The sequence below is a fragment of the Acidovorax sp. FG48 genome, assembly GCF_057809085.1.
Map to the genome: position 1 here is coordinate 354798 of NZ_JBMDJH010000004.1, position 26259 is coordinate 381056.

Below are 26259 nucleotides of genomic sequence, written 5' to 3' on the forward strand. Positions count from 1 at the left end.
AATATGCAGTTAAGTAAGGAGATTTACATGACTGAATCCACGATTACTGCCAAGGGACAAACGACCGTACCGGCTGAAATTCGGCAGGCCATTGGCGGCGTTCCCGGAACGCGGCTCGTTTGGCATGTGCTGTCTGGCGGGCGCTTGTCCGTGCGCGTCAAGAACAAGTCCGCAGCCGAGGTGAAGGGCATCGTCAAGGCCCCTAACGGGCGCCGCCTCGAAATTGAAGAGATGCGGCCTTGATGATCACCGGCTCTGTCGATACCAATGTCCTCGTGCGCTTGGTCGCGCAGGATGATCCACTGCAAGCACAGGCGGTGGATCGTCTTTTTGCGCGTCATGCCAAGAAGAGCGAAATGCTCATGGTGCCCATTACCGTTGTGCTGGAGCTGGAGTGGGTGCTGCGGTCAAGGTTGAGCCAAACGAAGACCCAGGTGCTTGAGACGATTGAGGCGCTTCTGACAGTTGTTGAGCTGAGTTTTGAGGCCGAGGATGCCGTCGAGCAAGCCTTGCTTGACTACCGCGATGGCAATGCGGATTTTGGGGAATGCCTGCACCTCGCGCTTGCGCGCAAACAGCGGGCATTGCCGTTTTACACGTTCGACAAAAAGGCCACTAAAGCCTCGGGGGCGAAGGCGTTGTAATGGCAACCCAGAAGAAGCCTCCGGTAGGCGACACGACGCGAACCGAACGTGCGAAAGCTCACCTTGAGCGACTGGAGCAAGCCAGTGGCAAGCGTCTGCTTGTTGACCTGGATGCCGATGGGCATGCGGCGCTGAACGCGCTTCTCGCGGACGGCTACGGTGTCACAAACAAGGCGGTCGTTAATCGTGCACTGATCGCCGCCAGCAAGCGGATTAAAAGGGCTTGACAGCGTTTATATAAACGCTAGAATGAAACCTTCAAATAGTGGGGCCCACAATGATTCGTACCAAAGAGCAGCTTGTCACAGCCCTCGGCAACGGGAAGCGCTTGAATGGACAAGCGGGCTCGCGCCCTTCCGCTCCATGGAACTACGAAGTTGATGGCGTGACTGTCCACGGCAACGCAGTCCAGGCTGCAGACAAGGCTGGTTTGCTTGTCTGCACGGTGAGGCACTGGAACCACTGCGCATACCGCGTAAAGCGCACCCCAAAGGCCACGGCCTGAACCAAGGAAAAATGTGAAATGACCCTCATAGATCGATTCGTCAAGTGGGCAATCAGCCTCAAGGGTGCATCAGCACTATTCGTTGTTCAGTCTTTCGCGGTGCTTAGCATCTTCGGAGAGAACCTAACAGTCGGTCGCTTCATCGCTATTGCGTGGCTTTGCGTACTTGCGGCATACATCGGGGCAATAGGTGGCTCTCGATGGCAAGCGAAGCAAGTTGATTCACCCAGACCGGCTGACTAGCTATTCGCAGTGGCTTCCGCTTACAAGCTGTTCGGCATGAGACAACTCTGGAAGCGCACCCCTGAAGGAAGACACCATGCCTGAGATCGGTGCGGCCAATGTTATGCACAAGGTTGAGCCTGATTTGTACCGTGCTGAAAACGGGTTCACTGCCCGTCGCGAGGATGGGCTGACTCCCACCGGGAATCCGGTTGGCCTGAGATGGGTGTTGCGCGATGCCTCGGGAGCTTGGGTGGATGTTCACCAGTACAGGCATGACCTGTTCGAGCACAACGGTTTTCGGACCTCGTACTGAACTGAGAGGAAAAAAGCATGCACAGCGAAAGCCCCAATAGTGATGGCGAATCTCTGACAGTGATGATCGCCGGTACATCCGGCGAACCAAAGTCGCTGATGAGCTTCCTGACCCCTGCCGAGACCACAAAGATCATGCAGTGGTCGAAAGATCAGCCTCGCAGCCCTATGGGTGCAATCGACATGATGTCTTGGCCAGGGTGGAAAGCGGTCATGGAACGGCGAGCAAAAGATGCTGTGGAGAAGCCAATGGCGCCTTGGTTTCATCTCAAAGGCAAGTAAAGGAAAGAGTCATGCGTTTGAGTTACTGGTTCATTTTGGTTACTTTGGTTTTGTGCGGAGGGCCAACGCTTCTTGATCTCATTGGATTCGATGTGCTACGCGAAATTGGTCCAACGTTCGCAACTGGCTGGTTGGCGTGTGCCGTTATTGGCCTGATCGGGGCTGTTGTATCGACTTGCATCGAAAACCACAGAGTAAATAAAGCAAGTGCCTTGGAAAGCACAAACGCTGAATAGATCAAGGAAGCCAGTGAAGAGACCAACCGTTATCAGCTGTAGAGTCTTCGGCGGTCGCAGCCCACTCACGGGAAAACCTGTTGGTGAGCGCCACCGTTGGGATGGGGGTGCCTGGGGTGTTGGGCGATGCGATTTCTGTGGGCATACCCTGGATCAAGTCCTTCAGAAGCCGAAACAAGGCTTGTCCCTAGAGCAAGCAATTGAGGCTGGAATTACCCAAGAGGATGAAGCCGGATGGCGGCCTAGCTGGGAGCCGGGGCAATACGGCGTAACCAAGGGTTGGTACATACGGCGCAAAGCCGTTGGACATTGGGGCTTTGAGTGGATGAGGGACGCTCGCGGGAATGCTCTTCGGCTTGACACCAAGGAAGATGCATTGACAGCCATCGCTGTCGCTGCAGCGGAAGACGAGTCGAGAAATAGGAACCAATCAATGACTTTGAAGGTGCTTGCATGTGAGGTGGATGGGGTCAAATCTGAGGACTCAGTTGAAGACCTTGATGCGGCACTCGCGCTTGCCAAAGCAAAGCGGAACCAAAGGCATCACCGCGTTGAAATTCTGGATGGTGATTTGACGACGCATCGCTGGGATCGAACGCATGTAGTTGGTGAGAACCGCTGGCGAAAGGTCAATCCGGGAGAAATGCGATTGCTGGGGCCTGTTCCTGCGATTGTTCGTGTCGCGAGGCGACAAGTCGCGGTTTGAGAGGAAAAAGGATGCACTACAAATTGGGATGGATTGACATTGCCATCGTATTTGGCTTAGGTCTTCTGCTGACAGCAATCGTGTATTCCATTCTTGAAATTCAGAGTGGCAATCGGCATCGTGAAAGCGCGTTGAAGCAAGAGATTGCCCACAACCTTTCAACGAAGTGGAACGACTGCACTTCAGCAAGGAGGTGGGTGGCTGACTTCAAGTGCCCCCAGTAAAAGGAATTCATGACAAAGAAATCAGAGGACAGCCTCGCGTTTAAGACCTTTCTTTACTGCCCTGTTCCTGGGCTTGATCTTGTAGCAGGTGCAACAGTTCTCGCCGTCACCGCTGCAGCCGAAGCATGTGCTGATGGCATCAAGAGCGCCGTTAAGGAAGGGGTCAAAGAGGCAGTTGAGGACTGCCAGCGAGCTGCAATCGCCTCGGGGGAGGCAGTCGTGCAACGTCAGCTTGCACCTCTGGCTTCTAGTCTGGAGTCCATTGCATCCGCTGTAGGGGGCGTGGCTCCGAAGCCTGTAGATGGCAACACAACAGGGAAGCCATGAATTTCAACTACCACGAATGGGCTACACGGCACGTGCGGCCTGGCGTTCACAAATGCAGCCCCGGCGAGCATTGCCTGTATGTCGCGGCATCATTGTTGATGTTGGCGATCTGTGTCGGCGTGCTTTATTGGGCGGTCTGGTACCTGGTCGCAGTGTTTGCTGACGCAATTGCTTCAACCGCCCAAAAATAATCTAGGAAAGCTGAGAAGCATGGTCGCTCTACTGTTGGACCTGGAAAACTTGATGCACACATCGTTTGTGATCGAGGCATACCGAACAGTTGAGCGTGCGCATGGCCAACCCCCTGCGGAGTGTTTTGCATTCGGTTCGCACATGCATGTTGCGCATACAGAACAACTGGCTAGGCGCTTAGATATTGAAGTCGTAACGACCAGCTATGGTGTGAAGAATGCAGCGGACAAGGAACTCGTTCGAGTAGCAAGAACACTGTGGCCAAATCGGAGCGACACAATCGTCGTGGGGTCTGGTGATCGCGGGTTTTTGAAGTGGCTCCGAAATCTAAGGGCTGAAGGGCTGAGATTGGAGTGCGTGGCGCGCGACCACCAAATATGCAAGGAAGCCCAAGCAAGTTATGACGCCCTCTATCGGATGGATGCCAAGAGGATGAACCTTCCAACACCTGCGGACCTGCGGCAGGCCGTTATCGACTGCATCCCGCAGATTCAGGCTGGCCCTGTTTTGATGGAACATGCGACCGGAATCTTGAGAGCGAGCAGGATTATCCCTAGGAATACCCCAGGCCCCGTCTTTTTCGACAGGCGCGCCAACTTGTTCAGGACAGCGAATGGAGGCCGCTTTGTTGGACTTCTTTAGATTGATGGAAACAGCCGCATGCCAATGACTACAACGCCACCCACTTCGCTGCTTCGTGTAGGCACTTTTGTCCGTGTTCGGGATGACCACGAGGATCGGACGCGCGCTGGCCGCGACGGTATGGTTGCCTCCAGTTCTGCGCAGTGTTTGGGACTGATCTTCGGCGCCGACCGGGATGGGAGAGAGCAGGGCACCCGTTCGGTGGGCATTGAGGCCTGGGATGCTGCTGAGCTTGATCTGGCCACCGCCGAATTCTGATCCAATTAAAACGCATGTCTGACACGCTTCGCACCAGCGCCCAGTGGAAGGGCCAAATCGTGGTGGCTACTTGCGAGTTCAAGAATCGCGGAGGCGACACGTTCCATGCCGGGGACCGGCTGATCGTGAAGCGCAAGCTGCGAGATGGCTCGTTCGTGCTTGCGCGGCCTGCTGCAAGAGTCAGCGGTGTTCAGTCGGCAATGTTCATGTTGGACCCGGATCAACGTCAATTCTGACCATCTTGAAGAAAACCACTCCGTGCCCCGCTACAAGACACCATCGTTCCAGAAGACCTATGAGGCAATGCTCGCGGCTGCGCGGGACAAGTCGAGTGAGCTGTACCACGATGGGAAGCCGCATCGTGGTGCTGGTCACCGTACAGCCTTCTGGGATGGATACGCGGGCCTGGAGAAAACGGCCAATGTTGTGCCTGGCACGCTGAGTTCTGTGTGCTACGCGGCAGGCAAAGAATTCGCCAAGGCGAACCCTGGGATCGCGGTCGCTGATGCAGTTTGGACGCCCGGAGTGACCCGCCAAGGTGGCTCGAAAGTTTGAAGGGAAAGAAGACCATGGCAATGCAAATCGACGTTGAAACTCCAGAGGGTCAAATTGCAGCGGAAGCTGCTGACGATCTGGTCGTTATCAACAATGCTCTGAAGCGCGAGTTCCCCGGAGAATGGTTGACCAGAGCCTGTCGAATTGGGAACGTCCCCCAAGCCCGACGTGAGCGTCTGCGGGCCATGCTGGCTCAGAGGGTTGAGCAGCTCGATATGACGACGGCGCAGGGCGGCTTGTCTCATGGATGCTTCACCGTGTCCCAAGCCTGAAGAAGGAAAGCAGATGCTCCCAAAATCAACGTTGCATTCTCTGAGTCACCACTTGGCCTTGAGCGTTGTCGCGATATTGGCATTCATTGTTGTCAGCGACTACATGCGTTTTCGTCATTTAGCAGAGAGCGGAAGCGACGTGTGGTACTCAACTTCTTGGCTTACTGCGCCGGCAACCAATTTCATCTTGGCGGGACGCGATTCCAAAGAGTTCTGGCAGACCAATGCGGTCGGGAATGAGCGGTGGCTTGTCCGAGAAGTTGGATACGAGGACACCACGTTCTGGACAGATCTCAAACGTGAGGCGGTACCTGGCAAATGAAGGAAACATCCATTACAGCGATGACTGAAATCCTCCAGCGTATTGAATCGCTGAATGTCAATTCACGAGCCATCACTGCAGAGCCAGTGCGCCCGCGCATCAAGGCCCTAATAGACGCTGGATTGTTGAAGTCCTCTCGCATGCTCAGCGGCCCCTTAGGCTTGCCCACGGGCGAGGTCTGGCTGCGCGTCACGGACGATGGCCGCAAACTGCTCACCAACTGACTCTGGAAAGAACAAATGTCAAAAGCAAAACGGAATGGAGTGAACGGCTGGACATGGAGGGGCGTCTCGCTCTTCTTTGCCGCCATAGCTGCAGTTTGGGCTGTCCGCATTTTTGTGGACTCCACCATCCACCCTGTTGCGGATAGCAACACTGTGATGAATCTAATGGATGCATTGATGGTCTTCGTCATATCTTGGACGACCCCAATCTTTACGCTAGTAGCTCTGTTCTCGTTCTGGCGCGGCCCTTGCAAGTCGCATCCAAATTGGATGAAGTGCGTAGTCCCTACCTAGTCAAGGAATGCTCTGTGTCAGCCAAACCATTGACAAAAGCGGAGGCGAAATGGCTCGCTGATCTTGAGAAGTTGTTGCAGTCATGCCCATCAAATCGACTGGGCGCATACACAACTGGAGACGCCACGCTGTACATCTACGACAGAGATGTGTCAGACGCTTGGTTGGCTGTGAATCATCGTGCAAGAGACGTGTTTGATGCATCTGAACAGCATCGGCGTGCTGGTTCGCAGTTGGGTTTTATTTCAACCGGCATTCAAATTGACAGCTGTGCAGGTTAGTACATCAAGGAAACAGTAGTGCATTACCAAGTCATTGCCATAACTGGTGAGATTGTGGCCACCGCTATAACCAAAGAAGAGGCATTGCAGATGGCCAAGATCCACAGTCTGTCAGCTGATCGGGTTTTTGAGATAAACGATCAGGATGGGTGGATCGGGCTAGGAATTGGGCTGGCTTTGTTTCTCTTTTGGTTGGGGTGGCTTATCTTTCAATTCAGCACTGAGCAGTTAAAGCTCGACTGGCCAGTGCTGCTTGGAAACCCACTCCCAACCTTATTTTTTATCGTCGTCCTGCCCATTGTGGGGATCGTTCAGATTGCAAAGGGATGCAAGCAGATTCTTGATTCTAGGCGGGTGGCAAGAGGAAATCGTCGTTCGGAGGTTGAACTACCAGCTCAGTGAGCTTTTGGGTCTGCAAGAGGCTTATGGGAGCGACCCGGCATACAAGGAAGAAGTCCAGTCGATAGCCGCAGAAATCTCCGGAATTGACGATGCCTTTGTTTCTTACCCAGCAGCCACATTCTTCTTAGCAACTGCCTGAAGCACGAAGGAAAAATGACGATGGAAGCATTGGATCTAACAGTGACCAGCGCTGTGTTCGCCGAGGAGGGGCAAGATGTGAGCAATCGCGTCCTTCTAGCTATACAGCCATATATGCATGCTCAGTTACCGAATCCGCTCTGCAGCGGTGATGCGGTGCGACTTGGACAGTCAATTCTCATCTTGAGTAGCGAAACTAAGCCTGCGAATTTGCTGGCTCCTGAATTTGCCTGGATGTAAAGGAAATCAACCATATGGGACAGGCATCACAACGTGCAGCACGACTAAAAGGCCTCCAGTTACTCTGCGTAGGGCCTTCTACCCTCGACACGCACGGTGCTGCGGTGGTGTTCGTTTCAAAAAACCTCCCTGATGCCAAGCAGAGATTGCTTTCAGCAGTTAAGGATGTGATGACAAAGCATCGAGCACTGGAAACGCTTGAACGCCTTATTCGCGAGTGTCAGGAGGATGTGGGTTGGATCGTGGTGACGTACACGCCAGATGGAGGCGTTCTCTACCAACAACTGGTGAACTCACTGGAGGCCATTGGACATGTTCTCAGTTTGCTCGGTGAGGGTTACGCGGCGCGTAAAAGCAGGTGGACTGCAATGGTGTTTGGTACTCCAAGTGATCTTGAGACAGTGCGCTCGCAGGCGGCTAGGTTTCAAGCTGATGTTGAATTGAGTCTGCCAGCCGTTGCACCTGTCATTGCCGTTCTCCAAGGGCCTGATCCAAAGATTCTTCTTGAGATTCCCCGCTCGGATGTTGACCAAATGAACTTGGCCCCAGCATTGCTATTCTTCGATACCTTCACTACGAGTATTGAGGCGGTAGAAAGGATGGCAGGCAATGTAGTTGTGAGCTTTTCAGGCTATGACGACGACCCCAGATTCCTCGGGGAGGTTCCTGCTGTGAATGCGTTCCTGCGCCAGTTAGTTTCTTTTGCGCCGTGGACACCGCTCGTGTTGGACACGGCGTGCTTCCTTCTCTTTGTGAAGGCGCTCGACAGTCGTGTGCTGATTCAGAATACCGGCGACCAAAGGATCTTGGTTGAGTCTTCACCCGCCGTCTCTAAGTCGATTCTCGATGGCTTCACATGGACAATCGCAGAGTTCCTTGCTAGTCGATTATTCGTAAATGAAGTACCAGCATCTTTGAGAGGCAATATTCTCGAATGGAATGCATTCTTGAATTCAGGCCCAGACGTGAGACCGGCGCCCGAGTGGGATCTTTGAGCTATAGGAAATAGGCGGGATAGCGTGGTCGCAATAAACCAAGACGTTACACCTCCACTGCCTCCATTAAATCCACTTCATTACGACGAAGATGGGGTGATGATTGGCCACGATGTAGTTCCGATGGAGGACCCGTCAGACGGTGTTTTCTGGTGTCAGGTTTGTGGGGGGCATCCAGATGACCCAATTCATCAGCCGGGATACAAATCTTGAAGGATGAGACGCACGCCCATGACTACAACGCCACCCACTTCGCTGCTACGTGTCGGCACTTTTGTCCGTGTTCGCGATGACCACTAGGACTCGCGCTGGCCGCGACGGGATAGTTGCCTCCAGTTCTGTGCAGGGTTTTGGGCCTGATCTTCGACGCGACCGGGATGGCGGCACCCGTTCGGTGGGTATTGAGGCCTGGGAGGCTGCAGAGCTTGATCTGACCACACCCTAGTTTTGGTCCCAGGAAAAAGCATGGGACGCGCACTTACCTCCATAGCCGCATGTCAAGAGGCCAATGCGATGGCGCTGGAGAAGGCCCAGTTGCTCTGGTCGTCGAATGCGCCCTCATTGCCTGCGGTGCTGAGCTGACAGTAGTGATCACGAATCTCGCGCGGCGCATGCACCTCTAGCTCTCGTTCCCGACGAAAGCTTGAAACGAAAGAGTTGTATGTCACACGACCAAGCGCGGACGATCCTGGCCAACTCCGAGGCAACTATCGCAGTGGACGAAGAGGCGGGCACAGCGACGATCAACGGGACTGTCACCATCGAGGAGCTGCAGGCCATTACGCAGCTGCTTGAGTACGACGCCTAATTCGAGAAATACAAAAAGGCAAAAGCTTGCATCTGACCTGATCGGAGGCTCAGTGTTGCTTTTCGTCGCTACTGAGGTGGCGGCGGCATGTAACACGATGCCTGCAGAACACCTATTCAAACTCGATTGTCTGTTCCCGTTTCTGATCAACCACCTCAAGCTGGCGAAACAGGGCCGATTGGGTCGCTTTTCGGGGGTGGTTTGTGCGGTGTGGCCCCCGACAATCTGGTCAAAAGGAATCCTGTCTATGAAGAACCAGTACGGTCACGGTCTTTTGAGCCCACTGCTTGTCGTATTTGTGACGGTGGTGGCAGCTATCACTGTCTATGCGACCTGGGGCCCGGTATACGAAGAGCAATGCGTAGAACCATCCGTCCAAGAGATTGAGGCCGCCAAGAGGATCAATGAACAGGTGTCAAGTCTATATGGCGGCGAGTACACGCCCAAAGCGAAATGCTCGAAGCTACGTTTACGCTGATTCAAAGGTGAATCCGTGTCTGCCAAAACATTGACCAATGGCTGAAGCGAAATAGCTCACTGATCAAGAGATGCTATTGCGGTCATAACCATAAAAAGCGTCTTGGCCATGCAAAACTGGTGATATAGCCATGTAAATCTACGATAAATAAGTGTCAAGCGCGTTTGTGATGCCAAACATTTCACCGTTATAGGTATTGGAAACATCTGATGAATATCGGTGCGGTCCCTTGCACTTGAGAGGGGCTTTGACGAGCTTTTCAAACAGACGGTTGTCCAGGCTGGCTAATCAATGTAAGATTCTTGCATTGCTAATTAATTGCAATATCTTGCGAAAACGTGAAGACTACCCCCGTCAATGTCCAAGGCATATTTGTTTTACTTTCTTCTAACTGAAATTTGAGAAGCCTGGCTATGTTGAAGAATGTATCAGCGACCTTTCCCTCTCCCTGGGAATCTGCTTTTAAAACCATTAAGAGCTTCATCCATGCTGAATCGACAGTAAGAGGCGAAGTCCTTACAGCCAATGCACAGCAAAATCCTCGGAAAGTGCACAAAAAATATGAGTGGACTCCGGAGATCGAGGCCCAACTCGGCACCATGGGGGATCGACAGCTCGCACAGAAGCTCGGTGTTTCCCGTACCCATGTCGCCAACCGTCGCAAGTTGCTTGGAATACCGGCGAAAGTTGAATCTGAATCACCCAGCGGCAAAATCGATTGGTCCCCATCAATGGACGCCCTGCTTGGAACCTTACCTGACAGTGAGATTGCAAAGCAGCTGTGCATATCTACAACCAGTGTCCGTAGACGGCGCATGTTCCTGTGTATTGCTCTCAATGTGGCGCCAAGAATAGCCGACACGTTGACCGAAGAACAAATCGCATTGCTGGGAAAAGAACCTGATAAAAAACTCGCTGCGCAATGGGGAGTATCGGCGAAAGTTGTGCGGGCCCGCCGAAAACAAATGAATATTCCCGCGTATGACTTGTCACGCCGCTGGACCCCTCATATGGAAGCCCTGCTGGGAACCATTCCTGACGCCGAATTAGCGCAAAAATTAGGACTTTCCAGCAGGAGAGTAATTGCGCGTCGTAAAGCCCTGAAAATCCCGGAGGCAGGACCGATGCCGTGGACTCCGGACATGGATGCACTACTGGGGACCATGAGCGACTGGCTTCTGGCCAAGAAGCTTGGATGCAAAGCAAATATTGTTAGCAGTCGTCGTAAAAGTCTGAATATTCGTGCATTTTCTGGCAATGGCCGAGTCGTGAAGTGGTCGCCTGAAATTGATACCTTGTTGGGAACAGTACCCGACATGAATTTAGTTAAAAAGTTGGGGATGTCTTACGGGACGATTCGCAACCGTCGTATTGCATTGGGAATTCCTGCGTTCACAGAAAAATTTTGGACGCCGGAAAACATCGCGCTGCTTGGGACAATGCCGGATCACAAAATTGCTGAGATGATAGGAGTAGGTCTCTCAACTGTCCGCTCGCGGCGGAGGGAGCTGAGCATCGCGCCTTATTCCGATATTGGTGTCAGAACAAGGCAATGGACAACAGAACAAGATGCTTTAATGGGTACCATGACCGATTTGGAAGTAGCGCAGAAATTGAAACTTCCATATACAGCGGTACGCCAGCGCCGCATTACTCTTGGCATTCCCTCTGTTCTTGAGACGCGATGGACGCCCGACAAAATTGCGCTATTGGGTACCATGTCAGATAGAAAGCTTGCCATGCAGCTCGGGTTTAGCCGCTCTGCAGTGATCAAGCGTCGCACAGATCTTGGCATAGAGATTCAAGACATGCGCCACCAAGGAAAGAGCCATGTAAAACGACCGAAAGGGAATGCATAAACATGAAAAGCTGGGAGCTGGGGTCTCGCACTGGCTGCGCCACTTAAAGACACAGCAGAGTAGACAGCGGCATGGAAAGCGAAAGCCGCAGAACACCTGTTTTAATCGGTGGCCTTATGGCCCGCTGGTGGGAAAGAAGCCCGACCGTCTAACGTCATGTTTTTCCTTGAATTTGCGTGTGTTTTCTGCGCATGAATATAGTTCTAAAAAATTGGTGTATATATGGAATTGTTGTTGGTGATAGTTGTGGTTTTGATTGTGGGTTTTTATATCAAAAACAAAAGAAAAGACGATGCATCACCAGGAGCATTTCAATCGCCAGATTTCGAAGACTCGGGAACTCAATTCGAGAGTGGCGGGGTCAGGGACATCAATATCATGCAAAGCGATCGTAAAGGAGGTCTTCGGGATGTTGGAGATATAGGTTTGTAGTTTCCGTGAAAATCTTCATCAAAGAGTCCTATGTTTCAAGGCCGATAAATGCTCACTCCCATCCAAATTGCGCACGTCGCTGCAGTGTTTCCTGAAGTAAAGGCCCAGATGGAGACATATCTTGCCGAAGGGGTAGACGTAGTGATTGGCCCTCAAGACGAGTGCGGTCCGGACGTGCCCCCTATTGCGATCGCAGTTGCTTCTGATCAGGCATTCTGGATCGACTGCTGTGAGACTGTTGAGAAAGCCAAAATGCGTGCCCAAGAGCTTGGGCTCAACGTCGTTCGTAGCTAATTTTTCTTCTCGAATGTCCTGCATTTTCAAAGCGACAGGTCGTTCGTTTTTTACAACCCAAAGCTCACTGCGGAAATCCAAATAATGAAATACAAATACATCGCGTTCACCATGCTTTTGGGTGCAATGGCTATTCCAGGTATGGGGGCAGCACAGACCGTTCCTGCATCTGCCAAGAAGTTACAGCCGACGTTAATCACGTTCTCAATCGACAAAGGGACTGAGAGGGAGTCTCTGGGTAAAATACAAATTGAGTCCTGGAGATCAGTTGCTGGAAAATACTCTTTACTTCCGAAGTCTGACGGCGATTTGATGATTGCTCTCTTTAAAAAGGGTAGTGGGTTGCCAACGGCGATTGTGCCTCTTGCGAGCCTGGTTTCTGCCGAATGGGTTTCGCTTAATGTTTTTTTGCCAAATCGGTTCGCAACGAACGAAAGTAAATTCGAAGACATTGACACTACCCAGCTGTGGAAATGCGACAAAGGAGCAGCGCCAACTCCTCAGACCTGTTTCCAGCCTTCAACCGGGACTATAACGATGCAGCCTATATCTGGTGCTGTCAGAGTTCAGTCCATTCAATATTTCAGTGATTTATGGGCATTGGCAATTTCCTGCTCGACATCGCGTTGCCCTAAGCGTGAGCTAGTTCAAAAGTTTGCTTTGATGTCTCCAGACGAGTATCAATCACTTTTTACATCTAGGAATGCTGAATACAGTTCTATTGCAAATGCGGAGGCGCAAAAGCAGAAAGTCATTGCCAATGCTGAACGCGAAAAAGAAAAAATAGAGATTCTTGATCGAATCAATAATTCGCCAGCAGGAACCGTGGTTAGTTGCGAATCAACCACTTTATTGATTCCTGGTCGTAAGTTGTCTGAGGTGACCTTTCAATGTATCAAATTAGCGAACAAGTGGGTCATTCCATTAAAGGATTTGATCGCTGCTGGATGGTATGTAACGGATGAATCACGAACCCCAACCTTGAATCAAATTGGAGAGCGGGCTGACAAAATCTGGCTTCAGTTGCGCAAATCTTGATTCTAGAGAAAGGATTTCTCATGCCAATGTCACCTGAAGTAGCGTCAGCTAGGACGAGAATTAGAAACCGTCAGAGAATATTATCGACCATCAGCCTGTTTTTCATCGCCGTTCTGCTGGTTGGTGGAACCATCATCAAATGGCAATTGTTGGACATGTTCCCTTGGTATGGAAGGTGTCTGATAATTTTGTTCTTGTGGTTGTCTCCGGTATTGGTTTTTTATTCTCGACTGTCGAAGAAACTGTCAGAAACGTAAGCCTCTTCTTGAGTGCATAGAAGAATGGTTTTGGAGCACATAGTTTCGACTTGCAATGGAGTCGAAACGAAAGAGAATTAGTGCTTAAATCGACTTCGCCAATTTTTTTTGATGGATCGCCAATGTCTGATCTCAACTATCTCGACGAAATTGCAAGGGAAGCCTGGGACGGTGAATACCGTCGTGTGGGTGTCCTTTCCACAGGAGAGCGTCTTTACGTCGCCTTGGCTTCTGGGCGCATGCGAGAGCTTGCACCCAACGACTCGATCGCATATGCCGTGGATCGTGTAGGCCCAGAGTGGATGGCCCACATGCTGACCGTGTGGCGTGCTACGCCACAGCCCCGTGATTGATCCCAGGCGATCCGCAAATGCCGCATCACTCCAGGCGCGCAGTCTGCTTTGCCTACGGCCCGACCAAGCCCAGTGAGGGAGCTTGATTTGGCTCGATACATTGGCGCTGTTCGCTTTGGCGATGGCCATCTTCTCTACTTCGTCTACGACGGAACGACCGACATAGCCCTACCAAGTCTGTTTCACACTGCCGAAGAGGCGTCGCAGCACCGTCGTGAAACGCCCGCGCAGCTGAGAAAAAATCTTTCCCTTGGTGAACCGGTGGGTGTCATGCCATATTTTGAGCAGGCGAACCCTGAGGTGCATTTCCACACCAGGGCTGACCGTAAGCTCATGCTGTTTACGGGTCCAAGATCAATCGAGGAACAAATGACCGCCACAAAAGGCGGATGGTTCGGACTCGATTGACCCAATCTCATATTGATGGAAGGAAGGCCCCCGTGAGGAGCGGCAGGGCATGACATGCAGACTCAATCGAGCACCGAGGAAAAGCGATACCAGCTCCGCCAGATGGTTTTGATCAATGCTGGCACCAACAAGAATGTTCCCAGCGCGCGCATCACCGCTATAGATCCACGCGGTGGCGCGGCCGTCCTTGGTGCCAATGGCGTTGGAAAGACCACGACGCTACGCCTCTTGCCTCTCTTCTTCGGCTACCTTCCCAGCAAGCTGGCTACAGGTGCCAGTGGACCTTCAGGAACGATCCGGTTCCTGCTCCCAAACGACACAAGCGCCATTGCCTATGAGTACCAGCGCGGTGATGTGGGGGACCTTCGCCTTGCAGTGCTTCGCAGGCGCACTGATGACGAAAATGCCCCGGTATATCGAATCTACCGAAGTGGCTTCGATGAGCGGCTGTTCGTCAAGGACGGCCTCTTTCTAACGGACGCTGAGTCTCAGGATCAGGCCAACGAATTGGGGATTGAATCGACCAAAATGCTCTCATCCCCAGAGTACCGGTCTGTAATCCTTCGTTCCTCAAATCCGCTCAAGGACAAGCGGTTGCGCGACTATCGCGTAGAGCATTCCTTCGGCCCCAATTCATTGGACCTTCTGGACCGCCTGATGGGCGCCATGTTGATGGACAAGGTTGATCTGAATGACATCGTTCAGGTCGCCATCAGCCGTGTCCAAACAAACATGGGACAGAGCGAACACGGGAAAATTCCCTTCAAGCAGAAGACCTCTCAAATCGAAGATTGGGTGTCGCTCCGCCGTGCATGCGAGGAGGCGATCCAACTTGCCCCCAAAGTGGCTGAGCAGAGGGACGCTATCGAGAAGTATGCGAAGCTTGAATCCACTCTGCGCGGGCTGTATTGGAACGTCAGCAACCTGAGAGACCTAAAGCAAAGCGCAAAAAAAGAGGCGGCGGAAAGTCTGACCCTTTTGAACACTGGTCGCGCAGCGGAAATCGAATTGGAAACCACCGACCGAAACGCCCTTGAAGCATTGGTAAGCGAGAGAAATGGGGAAGCTCTGGCTGCGGCCACGCTAAGTAGTGAGCTTGGAGCCAAGTGGGAACGCTTTGTAGAGCAAGACGCTGCAGTTTGGCAGACCAAAATTCTCAACGAGCCCGCCTTGCTGGAAAAAAAGGAAAGATTGGGAACACGTATCGGGCTGACCACAGCCGCGATGACGGAAGTGGTAAAGGGTTTCGATGAACTGAAAAACACAGCGACAAAAGCCACAGCGGAGATAGTCAAGGGATTTGAGGCGAAAAAAACCGGCCCGCGCGAAGAGTACGACGCTAGTGTTGAAAAGATCAACTCGCAGGAGGTTGTCTCCAGCAATGAGGCTCGGAATTGGTTTGAAAAGAAGGCCAGCGATCTTTCCCAGACAATCACGCAAAAGTCGATTGAGCTGGGGGGGTGGCAAGCCACGGCTAATAGACCTCAAGCTGACAAGCGATTCGTCGATGCCTTGCGAAGTGCCAATGAAGCGCTCCTTTCGCATGGCAGGTCGTTGAACAGTGCACAGCAAAACCTTGCAGTCAAGACGGCCGCCCAGGTGACCGCGATAGCGGCCTTTCAGCATCAGGAGGAAGTGGTTCGGCAGATGCGCTCCAAGCTCAGCATCGCGGAAACTGAATTCGACAACGTGCAGGCTCTTGCATCACCCGCCGAAGGAACCTTGCTCCGCGCGCTGAGAAACCATCCCAATGATCACTGGAAATCGAATCTAGCGAAGACCTTGAACGAGGAGCTGCTGAAGCGCTCCGATCTTGCACCAGAGTTCATCGAACTGGAGTCGTCAACGCTGTACGGGTGGGGACTGCACCTAGACCAGGTTTCAACCCCAGCTTGGGCGGACGATGAGGCTTCGCGGGCAGCGATTCAGGTCGCACTGGATAAGGTATCGACTGCAAAAGCCCACCTTCAATCGGCCTTAAGTGCATTGGAGACTAGCTCGGAGGCTGTCAAGACCGCTGTTGCCGACCTCAATCATGCGAAGGGTGAACTAGCCATCTGTGAAGGCCAGGCCGACACGCTTGACATCACCAAGGAACAGGCAGAGCAGGAACTTTCCAATGCAACCCGTGACGCTGGTACTAGAGCTGCAGAAAAAGTCGAGGAGTTGAACGCTGAATTGGCGGCGCTCAACCGAGATTTGGCAGGAGTCGAAAGCGATAAAAGCGCCCGTCTCGCCAGTATCCAACGCGAATACAACGACCTACGTAATGCTGCTCTCGTAGCCAGAAATAGCGCGCTGAAACAGATCGACCAGGCTATCGAAAAAGCGGAACGTGAACTTCAAAGCGAACTTACGTCCCTGGATGAGCAGGTAGAAAAACGCTTAGCAGACAGCGGGGTTGATGTCGAAGGACTTTCTGGGCTGCAGAAGGAACTGGAGGATGTCAAGGATGAGCTTCGCCAAATTGAGTCCCACAAGCCACTTGTGGAAGCCTGGGAGGAGTTCCAGGCAAAGGGTGGCATCGCCAGCGTTTCAGCGGCCAGGGATGTTGCCAAACAGGCGGGCGATCGCGCTGAGGCATCTCGTCGTGACCTCAATGCATTCGATGACAAAGTCCGCAACAGGAATCGCCAGTTCAACACTGACGTGGAGGCTCTGGAGAGGCGAATTTCTGAGTTGGAGATTGAGGCGAACAGTCTCGACCACCTATTGAGCAGTTTTGATGGGCGCCCAGCCTATGTGCAGCCAACGACAACGCTCAAAGATAAGGCGGATGTTCTTCGAAGTCAGGTTGAGGAGGCGCGCTCAGACATTGACCTGGTGATGGGGGGCATTCGAACCCGCCACAACCACATCTCAGGGAAGCTGCTTTCTGGTCACAAGCAGTTGGGCAAGTTCGTTGAAAACTGGCTCAGCCAAGACACTGCTCGCATGGGGTCAGACATCGGTCAGGCGATCGCGTTGTGCCAGTGCCATGGACAGATTGGCGCTGAGGTCATTCGGCCCAACAATCTGGAGCTGAAGACCATCTTCGCGAATATCGACGCACTGCACAACACGCTTCTGAATTTCAAGACCGAGGTGGGCCGCGTCAACCGCCAGGTCCAGGATGGTCTCAGCGGCGTGACCTGTTTTGAACGGATCAGTGACCTCAAGCTCAGGATTGAGACCACCTTCGAGGATCTAGGCTTTTACACGAAGCTGAAGAAGATGGCCGAGCTGATCAAAAACTACCAATCCAGCCCCGCCTACATTGATGACCGCGAACTCGCTCCACGGGAGATTGCCAGTGCACTGGGCGACTTTTCAAGCGTGTTGGGCCGTGATGGGAGCCTTGAGATCAATCTGGGGGCGTACATCACGGTCGGTGGCAGCGTCGTTGACAACGGCACGCTGCGCGAGTTCAAGCGTCAAAGCGAACTTGAAGCCATATCCAGTAACGGCCTGACCAGCTTGGTGATGATCACCTTGATGATCGCCCTGGTGAACACCATGCGCGGAAGCGATCCAGTGTACGTGCCGTGGCTCACGGACGAGATTGGAGATTTCGACAAGGGGAACCTCAAAGCACTGCTGCAGATGCTCAAGGACAACCGCATCGATTTCGTGACCGCCTCTCCTTCACTGGACCTGATGCAGCGCGGGTACTTCGCTCGACGGTATCTCTTCGAGGATCGTGGCCGGGTGCGCTTGTATCAACCGCATCCATCAAGCGAACCTAAGGCGGTCGTGGAGGAGACCAGCGTATGAACACCCAATGCACACGATTGCTTCTGGAAGGGGAATACATCTGCGACGTACGCTATCCCACCGAGTACGAGGTTCTGCAGGATCCAGCTGAACAGGAGAGGGTGGATAGCTGGCTTGCCGGCCTGAATATGCGTCTCGCGCGCTTGGGGGGGGATGGGGCGTTCTTCATGGCGCCTCTTGTGGTGACCGCCCTTGACCAGGCACGCCTGCGCAGAGAGTTGCTCGATTTTCGTGATGTGTACGGGCCTGCCGTCGTGATGCTTGACTTGATCCGTCAGGCGGACAGTCTTGGTCTTGTGCTTTCGCCAGGTGAATACATTCCCTTGTTCGAGCTGGAGTCTGCGGTGGCCAACTCGGGCACCCTGGAGATGTTGCTTCGGAGCAAGTTGGCGGTGATCCATGATGGCAATCCACGCAACAGCGTACGGGAGAACCTGAGACGCCTCCTTATGCACCTGGCCAAAGATGGCTATGTGTACCTGGCCTCCAAGGAGACGGAGACCTACCGCGTAACAGGCAAGGTAGAGCAGCTCTATGCCGTGCTGCAGTTCCTCAGCGAGAACAAAGTGATACCGGACACGGAGGTCGATGAGTCGGAGGTAGATGATCCGGATCTGATTGACTTGGCCAACGCTGATGAGGACCCCCTATGACTGAGCGTAGCGATCAGGTCGAGAAGCTGCTCGGGGTCCTGCACCGGCATTCCGAACTCGTATCCGAAGCATTCGATGGAGAGTTGACTGGCGTCACTCGGCAGCGTGCCAAGGCCATCGAATCTCTTTTCGAGGCCGGTGCCCTCAAGCCTTACGACGAGGACACCTACCGCCTAAACCCTCGCCTTCGTGAGTTCATAGCGGATCATTTGTCCAGCTATCACGCCTACCAGTCTCTGCGGGGTGTATCTGGAACGCTGCGCCAGGCTAATGCCCAGTGGCGGGAGTTGCGCCGTCTCAAGGAAAAGGGCACGCGGCGGAACGTGGACACCATACTCGCCGCCCTGGATGAATCGATTGCCGATATCGCATACAGCATCGAGCACAACTTGGCGATGCTCTACGTGCTCCTAGGGTCGCAGTTCGGGAACGTGGTGGGACTCCAGGCGAAGATCGCGCAGAACGCCTATTACGCCGCCCAGGTTGTCTCATTTCTTAGGGACATGGAGTACATCCGGCGATTTGTTGAACGCGTGGATGATGAAGCCATTGCATCGGGTTTAAGCGGGGTGAGAACCTTGATTTCCCGCAGGCTGGGTTCTCGACTGCTGGGATGGACAGGGCAACTCAAGGATGCTCAGGCAGCAATCACCCGCAGGCTCTTTGATGCTCGGCGTATGGAGGCTCGGCTGAAGAACCTCTCCAACTTCGCCCTTTGGCTTGACCGTAACAAAACGACTACTGGGTGGGGGCTCGAAGGCGTAGATCTGCAGAATGCTGCGGTGGCCCTCTGGCGGCCTGAGCGGATCAAGGTACGGCCGCAACCTGACGTTGGGGATTCTGATGTACTGGTATCTGAGGGGCTTGCCCGGATCGTAGGGGCACTGCCTCCACCCAAGCCAGAACCGAAAGTCAAGCCTCCACCTGTTCCCCAGAGGATGATCACTGACGAAGACGACGGCGTTGTCATCGAGGAGGAGGCCCCCCACGAAAGGGCGCTGCGTGAATTCATTTCCGCGTTGAATGCCCCGGAAGCTGGGTATCAGTCCTTGGCCAGTTTCAAGCGCCAGTACCCTGACCTCGCAGACCTGGATGAAGGTGCATGGTTGATGTACGGCTTTGCTCAATTGCAGGGCCCGGAGTACAGGCTGGAGGTTCTCTCTACACCGATCCCAGGTGTGTTCGTTCTCAATGAACCCTTTTACGACATCTTGGTGAAGAGAGAAGCGCTGTGAGCCTTACATCGGCGGAGCGAGCATTCCTTCAACGTCTGGTCGCGGTGAAGCCTGCAGACCGCGAAGCTGGGAGCGTAGCGGTGTTCTTCTGCAATGAATACGGCTTAGGGAAGCGGGCGGGGCGCTATGTCCTCTACGAAGAGCGCCATTATTTGCATGCAGAACAGCTGCTCCGACTTCATGGACTTCCAACCCAAGGACTCGGATCCGGCGCAACACGTGCTACGGCAGCTCAGTATGGCGGCATGTCCGAAAAAGCAGGCACTCTTGGTCCCCATGAGGGAGAGATTGCCGTGGTGGCAGGCCCTGGATGCACGTTGAACGGCATGCCTTGGACAAGTCCTCCTGGCATGTGTCTGGTAAGCACGGCAGAGGCACTGAAACCGATAGGCTGTGACGTGATTTGCATCGTCGAGAACTGGGAGGCCTTGAAAGCAATTCACGCTTACCGTTGGATCGACGTGTCATCCAAGGCAGTTCTGTATGTTTTCCGGGGTGACAACAAGTTCTCTGCAGCGAACGTTGGGGCCCTTTTGGACGTACGGCCCGAGCCCCTGTGGGCATTCGTTGATTTTGATCCCGCAGGATTGGGAATAGCCTGCGGCCTGCCGGTTGCTCGCCTTCAAAAGCTCCTGTTTCCGGCGTGGGAATGGATGGCTACAGCATCCTCGAATCAGCGCGGACGCCAGTTGTACGCCCAACAGGAGCCTCAGTGGGGGGCTACCCTTGATCGTGCAACAGCCGCTGTAGTTCAGGTGGCATGGAAGGCCCTCAAGGAGGGGAGGGCTGGCCTCACCCAGGAACGCATGCTTTTGGCCCCCAAGTAGTGATCTATGAGGGCAGGGCCCGTACCGCATCCATGACCTTTGCCCCCAGCTGACGGGTATTCATGTCTTTGCCCGCTCCATTTGTGACCTCGATGCCCAGCTTGGCAGCAAGTTCGCGCAGCACACGAATCGTCGGTGTGCACGCCACACCGCCCTTCGTTACCGTGATGGTAGTGCTCTCGTCCCGCATGATCTGGAAGTCATCGTAAGCGACAATCTCAGGCTCGCCTGTCGGGGTGGACAACACGACACTGACATTCTCTGCAGGGAGCAGATCCGTGATGCTGGAGATCGCGTCCATGACTTGATCGCCCCAACGTTTGGAGACAGCGAGGGTGCGGCCTTCTGCGTGGAGAAGCATGCTGTCTTGGCTGAAGTAGCCGCTACCCGGGTTCCCAGTCCGCTCAAGGAGCTGTGCCTCACTCAGTTGGCCAGGCGCTGACAAGAAAACGGAATCACCTTTCGACGGTAGCGCTCTTGCGATTGCATCAAGCTTCACACCCTGTCGAAGTGCTTCCGCGATGATTTCGTAGACGACGCGGCGGCCTGCCAGGTTGGCGAAGGTCCTGCCATCGATGGACAGGTTGTACTTCGTCATGTTGCGCTCGGAGGATCTTACGACGGCCTGCTGTGCTTCCTTCTCGCGGATGGCCACCTGGTACTGCGCCGCTTCGGGGAGCGGGATCACCTGCTGCACATCGAGCAGCAAGCGGCCGTCAAGCAGGTGAGGGCGCATCTGTACACACCGCAGGTCAAGCCCTTGCTTGTTGAGCCATAGGACTGTCGTGCTCAATTCGGTGCCGAAACTAGCCGCTGCCAGGACGATGCGCACCTCCTCGTCCAACTCGACACGCTCACCGTCGTCAAGCTCCAGAAAGTCGCGTATGGCCTCCTCTGGGTCATTGGTAGAGCCGATGCTTGCGAGGTACTTGCGATGTGCCTCCACAGCTTGTTCGAAGCGCATTGCGCTGATCATGGCCGCATAGCGAATCGCCTGCAGCTCCATGCTGGCCCCGTCTTCGCGTTTGAGTTCAACAACTACCAATTTGCGGTCCTTGTCGAGGCACAACAGGTCGATGCGCCGGTTTGCGCCAACCCAGTCGCCAAATTCTTCGGCCAGGACCATGGTTGCCACACCTGGAGTGATCGCCGAGATCTGAGCACGCAGGGCCTTCTGAATGTGCTTTCTCTCATACTTCCCCATGCTGGAGAAGCTGGTGAGAGGTATGGGTGAGAGGGAGTCGTCACCACTCATTTCGTAGAGGGCCATGGTCTTCCGGGTGATTTCTGGGATGGTTGTTCGACTATAAACGTGGGACCTACTCGGCTGCGAACCAACTATCTGTTATGCCCTCCTCAGTCTCTTTGTCAGCTTATTCGCCCGAATGGGTCCGAGCCCGGTGTCTTGAGGAAGAGTGCCCCCTCCATCCCGGCATGATTAAAGATAGGAGGTGGGAGATCTTGAAGGCGTGCGTAAAGCTGAAGACCTACGACGAAGACCAAGTAATTCTCATCGGGCTGACGCGCAGATGTCCTTTGGACAAGCATGATCCTCTGTAACTGAAAGCGTTGCTCATCGCATGATGGATTGATGTGTGCATGCACACTAAGATAGCAAGGCCGTCGAGCGACTGGTCTCTGCCGAATCAAATCGGCTCGTCAATGCAAATGAAAGGGTCTGCCGAAAATGGAAGTCACAGTTCAAGTGGATGAAGCATCACTCATTGATATGGAAGTCTCTGCAGATCAGCTTGCGGATGCGATCAAACGACAGATCGAGGGAGGCTTAGATCTCGATGGAGATGGCAAGTTGTATCTCAACGACGTAGCAGTCAAGGTTGTGGTCTCCGAGGCCGACCAACAGCAGTTGGCTTGACATTCACGGTCTTTGCGCAGCCCAAACCCACAATCCCTAGCCCAAGGAGGTCAAGATGATCTTGGCGAAGAAAAACGGATGGTTGATCCTGGTGCGCGTACTGCGCAAGACCCGCAACGGCACGCATGTACAGCCCGTAGATAGCCATCATTCCCAATTCGTTTCGAAGCGGGATGCATGCAGCATGTTGTGCAGCGACATGAGCACTGCAATGGCGTTCGTGAACGGCACCGAGCGGTGAAGAGAATTCAGATCACGGCGGATGTGCGAGAAGTCCGCTCAGGCCTGACGCAAGCCCTCGATGCAAACCAGGTGGTCGAGGTCCACTATGCGGAGATGACAATCGGTGACTATCTTCTGTCACCTGATGTTGTCGTAGAGCGTAAAGCGGCACATGACTTCGTTGCAAGCATCTTCGATAAGCGTCTCTTTGGCCAGATCGCCCAGATGAAGGCGACATACCCTCGGGTGATCGTCTTGGTTGAGGGTGATGTTTTTGCCACCAGATCCCAGATTGCGCCAGAGGCTTTGCGTGGTGCGCTTTCCTGGCTGGCCGTCATCGAAGGGGTCAGCCTCATTCAAACCCGCAACCCAATCGACTCGGCCAGCTTCATTGAGGTGATGGCCCGACACGCGCAGGAAGGTCTGGGCTACGAAATCTCTCTGCGGGGCTCAAAGCCCAAGGACTTCAAGGTCCTTGCCCAGTTTGCGGTTGAGGGGTTGTGCGGGCCCGCTACGGCAAAGAAGTTGCTCGCGCACTTCGGGTCGGTTGAGCGCGTCTACAGCGCTACGACGGATCAGCTTTGCGAGGTGAAGGGAGTCGGCCGCAAAACCGCTGAACAGATTCGCGAACTTGTCACCTACCAGGTGAACGGCTGACAAAGCTCCACTGCCCAAGAGGCTCTCATTCTGTAGAGGGCCTATGGACCTGACTTCCACCAGTGCCGGTGTAGACCCTGGTCAGTAAAATGGTGTGCATGAACACGAAAGCCAGGGCCGCGCCCCATGAGAACAATGAGCGTCTGAAAGTGCTTGTTGCTGAGGCCGGTCTCACCCAGGTAGCGGCGCTTGCGCTTTTCAACAAGGACATCAAGGTCCGGCCTCTTGCAGAGTCAACCTGGAAGGGCTACTTTTGTGCTCGCGATTCCAAACGCTATCGTGGCTTTGGTCATGAACTCTTGGCGCACGCGGAGGAAGTGTTTGGAAAGCAGCTGCACGCTGCCGACAGCGAAAAATGATCCGAACTCCCCGAAGTAAGCTGGTCTGGGTCGTAGCAGGGACGATGCTGACTCTTGCAGGCGTGTTCTATGGGGCGAAGCAGCTTGGGAGAATTTCCGCAGAGAAGGACCACGCCCGCCTGGATGCTGACTTGGGGTTTTCGGTGATGGGGCTCGCTCAACCTGATCGTGCACTTCTCGCGTTGCTTGCGTTGGAGTGCGATTTGGGAAGCAAGCCAGAAGGCAGGCAGGAGACCCTCCAATGTCTGCGCTCTGCTGCCGCATATGGCCCCAGGGTCATGCAACACTTCCCAAACGCCCCCGATCGGCTGGAATCGATTCTTACGACCAGAATTGGCCGGAGCTAGCCGCCGCCCGCCTGCTCTGGGCGCAATCCTTCATTTCCAGTACACTTCCCGGAACCGATTTCCAGTCTCAGATTGGCAGTCAATTTGTTCACAACGGTGCCAATAGCGCCTTTGTGAGCGGTAGCTGGCCGTACCCTAGGGTGAAGCAGCATCAACTGGGGCTCTACGCCCTTTTCCAGCCCACCGGGGAGTTCATCCCCACCATGGGTTTGTGCTCCTCTTTTTCATTGAGGAGCGAACATGAATTCCCACGGCACTGCTTGTGCCTCCCAAGAAAACCCCACCAATGGCCAGAAACGGGCCAAGAAGGGTGGGGAAACAGGTCCAAATGGGGAGTGGTACCCCCCGGGTGCCTTTATCGCCACCAAGGACCTCCCCAAGCGAACAAAAGACTGGATTTCTCGCCTACCGCTGGAACGCCCAGTGGTCATCGAGCTGTCTTCAAGGTCTTCCGCCGCGAAAGTGACCCAGCGTCAAGTCGGGCTCGTTTCCCTTGCGGCCGCGATCTCAGAAGTCTTCACCTACGGCGAAGTCGTAAACGAGGTGTACATCGGCTATCTCCGTTCGCGAGGCGGGGGTGAGTTCGCCGACAAACTCCTGACTTGGGTTGACCTCTACAAGTCTGGTGAGCGCCTGTTGAGCATCTACGAGCACGCGGACCTGGCGACGGTCGAGGACCTTGTGCTCTTGGCTCAGGCCGGAATGCCCATGCCATTGGGGGCTCTTGAGAGAAAAGCACCAAAGGTACGGGAGCACATCGAGCATCTGATTCGGACAACAGCAAAACGCCACCCGGAGGGGTAACCTCCGTACGCGGCAGTCTCAAGCGAGCGCTCCTCTTCATGAGGGTGCTTGCCAATCCCTCACGCGTTGGGGGCTCGGTAAGCATTCAAGCCATGTGTCTACGACACAAGGCATGACGGCAGCTGGCCAGGTCGCAGACCAACACAGCATTCATCGTGTCCGAATAGGCACATCAACTTTGACCCACCGGGGATTTCACCATCCCCCAGGGGGTGGTGGTCTCCATCTTCAAAAGGAAACCACAATGAGCATTCTTTCTTTCCCCGACCGTGGCCCATGGGGCGATTCCCGCTGGCGTGGAAACTGCTCGGGGCACATTTACCGAGAGTTGTTCGAGCAACTGAAGCCGCAGTCATTCTGCGACCCCATGATGGGCAGCGGAACATCGATCGAGGTCGCGCAGGAGATGAACATCAAGGCCTTCGGGTTGGACCTTCACTCTGGGTTTGATGCACTGCGAGATAGCATCGTTGAGCGGATTGGGCAGGAGGTCGAAATGACGGTATCCCACCCGCCATACGGCGCGCAAGTAATTTACTCATCGAACGTATGGGGTAGCGAACCTCACCCTAGTGATTTGTCGCATGCAATTGACGACAACGACTTCCATGAGAAGCTGCAGGTAGTCATGCTGAACCAAAGGGCAGCAACGGTACCTGGTGGCATCTACGGAACTATCATTGGTGACTGGCGCCGGAATGGCCGCTACACCAGCTACCAGGCAGAAGTCATCAGTCGCATGCCAAGCGACGAGTTGGCAGCAGTCTTGATCAAGGCGCAGCACAACGTGATGAGCGAGAAAAAGCACTACGGCCGTATGAAGTTCCCCTTCATCCGTCACGAGTACATCCTCCTCTTCCAGAAGCCTAAGCATGTGATGTCGATGTTGTCTGATCTCGCTTCCATGGCCCGCCAGCAGAGCGCGCGACTGACTTCCACCTGGAAAGCAATCGTTCGTACCGTGCTGATGAGCCTCGGGGGCTCCGCCTGCTTGGCGGAGATCTATGCAAAGGTCGCTGAAAACGCGCCTGACCGCCTTGCCGCGAATCCCAATTGGCAGGCGAAGATCCGTCAAACGTTGAACTCCAACGAAGACTACTTCGCCCCGGTCGATCGTGGTGTCTGGAAACTCGCTGCCTGATCGCACCGCACCGCAGAAAGCGTCGCGGAGCAATAGCAAAGGTCCGCAGGCCTAACCAGGCCGGTACGCGGCAATCTCAACCCACCAGGGGCACCTAACCCCGGTGGGGGAGGGTGCTCCACTTTCTAGGGGTCTCCTCGTTTTCAGTGCAATAAGTGACGGTACGAAAAGCTAGCACTGGC

General features: G+C 54.1%; 35 protein-coding genes. 34 read left to right on the forward strand and 1 reads right to left on the reverse strand.

Going from position 1 to position 26259, the window contains the following annotated elements; translation table 11 throughout:
- The first annotated feature begins 27 nt into the window (after nucleotides 1-27).
- The 28 genes from ACODSU_RS08655 (at nucleotide 28) to ACODSU_RS08790 (ending at nucleotide 20671) form a co-directional block, all read left to right on the forward strand.
- The gene (locus ACODSU_RS08655) at nucleotides 28-243 is read left to right on the forward strand and encodes an AbrB/MazE/SpoVT family DNA-binding domain-containing protein (protein ID WP_488841681.1); all 216 of its coding nucleotides are present in this window, start codon (nucleotides 28-30) and stop codon (nucleotides 241-243) included.
- On the forward strand, nucleotides 243-644 hold the full coding sequence (locus tag ACODSU_RS08660) for a type II toxin-antitoxin system VapC family toxin (protein ID WP_488841750.1): 402 nt from the start codon (nucleotides 243-245) through the stop codon (nucleotides 642-644). Before ACODSU_RS08655 ends, ACODSU_RS08660 begins: the two co-directional genes overlap by 1 nt.
- Nucleotides 644-871, forward strand: coding sequence for a hypothetical protein (locus ACODSU_RS08665; protein ID WP_488841683.1), 228 nt, complete (start codon nucleotides 644-646; stop codon nucleotides 869-871). The genes ACODSU_RS08660 and ACODSU_RS08665 overlap by 1 nt, the downstream gene beginning before the upstream one ends.
- 597 nt (nucleotides 872-1468) lie before the next feature.
- Nucleotides 1469-1687 carry a hypothetical protein gene (locus ACODSU_RS08670; RefSeq protein WP_488841685.1) on the forward strand — a complete coding sequence of 73 codons (219 nt, stop codon included), beginning with the start codon at nucleotides 1469-1471 and terminating at the stop codon, nucleotides 1685-1687.
- 17 nt (nucleotides 1688-1704) lie between these two features.
- A complete protein-coding gene (locus ACODSU_RS08675) occupies nucleotides 1705-1968 on the forward strand; it encodes a hypothetical protein (RefSeq protein ID WP_488841687.1) in 264 nt (87 codons plus the stop codon).
- Between the two features lie 669 nt (nucleotides 1969-2637).
- Nucleotides 2638-2910 carry a hypothetical protein gene (locus ACODSU_RS08680; protein WP_488841689.1) on the forward strand — a complete coding sequence of 91 codons (273 nt, stop codon included), beginning with the start codon at nucleotides 2638-2640 and terminating at the stop codon, nucleotides 2908-2910.
- A gap of 233 nt (nucleotides 2911-3143) precedes the next feature.
- Nucleotides 3144-3461: a hypothetical protein gene (locus ACODSU_RS08685; protein WP_488841691.1), complete on the forward strand. Its 318-nt coding sequence runs from the start codon at nucleotides 3144-3146 to the stop codon at nucleotides 3459-3461.
- Nucleotides 3458-3652: a hypothetical protein gene (locus ACODSU_RS08690; protein WP_488841693.1), complete on the forward strand. Its 195-nt coding sequence runs from the start codon at nucleotides 3458-3460 to the stop codon at nucleotides 3650-3652. The genes ACODSU_RS08685 and ACODSU_RS08690 overlap by 4 nt, the downstream gene beginning before the upstream one ends.
- A gap of 19 nt (nucleotides 3653-3671) precedes the next feature.
- Nucleotides 3672-4295, forward strand: a complete 624-nt coding sequence (locus tag ACODSU_RS08695) for an NYN domain-containing protein (protein WP_488841695.1) — start codon at nucleotides 3672-3674, stop codon at nucleotides 4293-4295.
- Between the two features lie 18 nt (nucleotides 4296-4313).
- A complete protein-coding gene (locus tag ACODSU_RS08700) occupies nucleotides 4314-4553 on the forward strand; it encodes a hypothetical protein (protein WP_488841697.1) in 240 nt (79 codons plus the stop codon).
- 14 nt (nucleotides 4554-4567) lie between these two features.
- Nucleotides 4568-4789, forward strand: a complete 222-nt coding sequence (locus tag ACODSU_RS08705; RefSeq protein WP_488841699.1) for a hypothetical protein — start codon at nucleotides 4568-4570, stop codon at nucleotides 4787-4789.
- A gap of 22 nt (nucleotides 4790-4811) precedes the next feature.
- On the forward strand, nucleotides 4812-5108 hold the full coding sequence (locus ACODSU_RS08710) for a hypothetical protein (RefSeq protein WP_488841701.1): 297 nt from the start codon (nucleotides 4812-4814) through the stop codon (nucleotides 5106-5108).
- A 14-nt stretch (nucleotides 5109-5122) separates the two neighbouring features.
- Entirely contained in the window at nucleotides 5123-5380 is a 258-nt protein-coding gene (locus ACODSU_RS08715) for a hypothetical protein (RefSeq protein WP_488841702.1), read from the forward strand.
- A 318-nt stretch (nucleotides 5381-5698) separates the two neighbouring features.
- A complete protein-coding gene (locus tag ACODSU_RS08720; protein WP_488841704.1) occupies nucleotides 5699-5926 on the forward strand; it encodes a hypothetical protein in 228 nt (75 codons plus the stop codon).
- Between the two features lie 308 nt (nucleotides 5927-6234).
- A complete protein-coding gene (locus ACODSU_RS08725) occupies nucleotides 6235-6501 on the forward strand; it encodes a hypothetical protein (RefSeq protein ID WP_488841706.1) in 267 nt (88 codons plus the stop codon).
- Nucleotides 6502-6519: 18 nt separating this feature from the next.
- The gene (locus ACODSU_RS08730; RefSeq protein ID WP_488841708.1) at nucleotides 6520-6903 is read left to right on the forward strand and encodes a hypothetical protein; all 384 of its coding nucleotides are present in this window, start codon (nucleotides 6520-6522) and stop codon (nucleotides 6901-6903) included.
- Between the two features lie 392 nt (nucleotides 6904-7295).
- Nucleotides 7296-8276, forward strand: coding sequence for a hypothetical protein (locus ACODSU_RS08735; RefSeq protein ID WP_488841710.1), 981 nt, complete (start codon nucleotides 7296-7298; stop codon nucleotides 8274-8276).
- 661 nt (nucleotides 8277-8937) lie between these two features.
- A complete protein-coding gene (locus ACODSU_RS08740; protein WP_488841712.1) occupies nucleotides 8938-9084 on the forward strand; it encodes a hypothetical protein in 147 nt (48 codons plus the stop codon).
- Between the two features lie 247 nt (nucleotides 9085-9331).
- The gene (locus ACODSU_RS08745; protein ID WP_488841714.1) at nucleotides 9332-9562 is read left to right on the forward strand and encodes a hypothetical protein; all 231 of its coding nucleotides are present in this window, start codon (nucleotides 9332-9334) and stop codon (nucleotides 9560-9562) included.
- Between the two features lie 413 nt (nucleotides 9563-9975).
- Entirely contained in the window at nucleotides 9976-11421 is a 1446-nt protein-coding gene (locus tag ACODSU_RS08750; protein ID WP_488841716.1) for a hypothetical protein, read from the forward strand.
- A 222-nt stretch (nucleotides 11422-11643) separates the two neighbouring features.
- Nucleotides 11644-11853 (forward strand): hypothetical protein, encoded by a 210-nt coding sequence (locus tag ACODSU_RS08755; RefSeq protein WP_488841718.1) that lies wholly within the window; start codon nucleotides 11644-11646, stop codon nucleotides 11851-11853.
- Nucleotides 11854-11901: 48 nt separating this feature from the next.
- A complete protein-coding gene (locus ACODSU_RS08760) occupies nucleotides 11902-12147 on the forward strand; it encodes a hypothetical protein (protein WP_488841719.1) in 246 nt (81 codons plus the stop codon).
- An 84-nt stretch (nucleotides 12148-12231) separates the two neighbouring features.
- Nucleotides 12232-13185, forward strand: coding sequence for a hypothetical protein (locus ACODSU_RS08765; RefSeq protein WP_488841720.1), 954 nt, complete (start codon nucleotides 12232-12234; stop codon nucleotides 13183-13185).
- A 697-nt stretch (nucleotides 13186-13882) separates the two neighbouring features.
- Complete coding sequence (locus ACODSU_RS08770; protein WP_488841721.1) at nucleotides 13883-14203, forward strand: hypothetical protein; 321 nt, start codon at nucleotides 13883-13885, stop codon at nucleotides 14201-14203.
- Nucleotides 14204-14257: 54 nt separating this feature from the next.
- A complete protein-coding gene (locus ACODSU_RS08775; RefSeq protein ID WP_488841723.1) occupies nucleotides 14258-17956 on the forward strand; it encodes an ATP-binding protein in 3699 nt (1232 codons plus the stop codon).
- On the forward strand, nucleotides 17953-18609 hold the full coding sequence (locus ACODSU_RS08780; RefSeq protein WP_488841725.1) for a hypothetical protein: 657 nt from the start codon (nucleotides 17953-17955) through the stop codon (nucleotides 18607-18609). Before ACODSU_RS08775 ends, ACODSU_RS08780 begins: the two co-directional genes overlap by 4 nt.
- On the forward strand, nucleotides 18606-19844 hold the full coding sequence (locus ACODSU_RS08785) for a hypothetical protein (RefSeq protein WP_488841727.1): 1239 nt from the start codon (nucleotides 18606-18608) through the stop codon (nucleotides 19842-19844). Before ACODSU_RS08780 ends, ACODSU_RS08785 begins: the two co-directional genes overlap by 4 nt.
- The gene (locus ACODSU_RS08790) at nucleotides 19841-20671 is read left to right on the forward strand and encodes a DUF7281 domain-containing protein (protein WP_488841728.1); all 831 of its coding nucleotides are present in this window, start codon (nucleotides 19841-19843) and stop codon (nucleotides 20669-20671) included. Before ACODSU_RS08785 ends, ACODSU_RS08790 begins: the two co-directional genes overlap by 4 nt.
- A gap of 4 nt (nucleotides 20672-20675) precedes the next feature.
- Here ACODSU_RS08790 and ACODSU_RS08795 read toward each other — a convergent pair whose 3' ends face one another.
- On the reverse strand, nucleotides 20676-21941 hold the full coding sequence (locus tag ACODSU_RS08795; protein ID WP_488841730.1) for a hypothetical protein: 1266 nt from the start codon (nucleotides 21939-21941) through the stop codon (nucleotides 20676-20678).
- A gap of 417 nt (nucleotides 21942-22358) precedes the next feature.
- Here ACODSU_RS08795 and ACODSU_RS08800 point away from each other — a divergent pair, with 417 nt between their 5' ends.
- The 6 genes from ACODSU_RS08800 (at nucleotide 22359) to ACODSU_RS08825 (ending at nucleotide 26077) form a co-directional block, all read left to right on the forward strand.
- Nucleotides 22359-22547 carry a hypothetical protein gene (locus ACODSU_RS08800; RefSeq protein WP_488841731.1) on the forward strand — a complete coding sequence of 63 codons (189 nt, stop codon included), beginning with the start codon at nucleotides 22359-22361 and terminating at the stop codon, nucleotides 22545-22547.
- Nucleotides 22548-22602: 55 nt separating this feature from the next.
- Entirely contained in the window at nucleotides 22603-22788 is a 186-nt protein-coding gene (locus ACODSU_RS08805; protein WP_488841733.1) for a hypothetical protein, read from the forward strand.
- Entirely contained in the window at nucleotides 22785-23426 is a 642-nt protein-coding gene (locus tag ACODSU_RS08810; RefSeq protein ID WP_488841735.1) for an ERCC4 domain-containing protein, read from the forward strand. Before ACODSU_RS08805 ends, ACODSU_RS08810 begins: the two co-directional genes overlap by 4 nt.
- 98 nt (nucleotides 23427-23524) lie before the next feature.
- Nucleotides 23525-23785 carry a hypothetical protein gene (locus ACODSU_RS08815; RefSeq protein ID WP_488841737.1) on the forward strand — a complete coding sequence of 87 codons (261 nt, stop codon included), beginning with the start codon at nucleotides 23525-23527 and terminating at the stop codon, nucleotides 23783-23785.
- Nucleotides 23786-24372: 587 nt separating this feature from the next.
- Nucleotides 24373-24936 carry a hypothetical protein gene (locus ACODSU_RS08820; protein ID WP_488841739.1) on the forward strand — a complete coding sequence of 188 codons (564 nt, stop codon included), beginning with the start codon at nucleotides 24373-24375 and terminating at the stop codon, nucleotides 24934-24936.
- A gap of 244 nt (nucleotides 24937-25180) precedes the next feature.
- Nucleotides 25181-26077, forward strand: a complete 897-nt coding sequence (locus ACODSU_RS08825) for a hypothetical protein (protein ID WP_488841741.1) — start codon at nucleotides 25181-25183, stop codon at nucleotides 26075-26077.
- Nucleotides 26078-26259 lie beyond the last annotated feature (182 nt).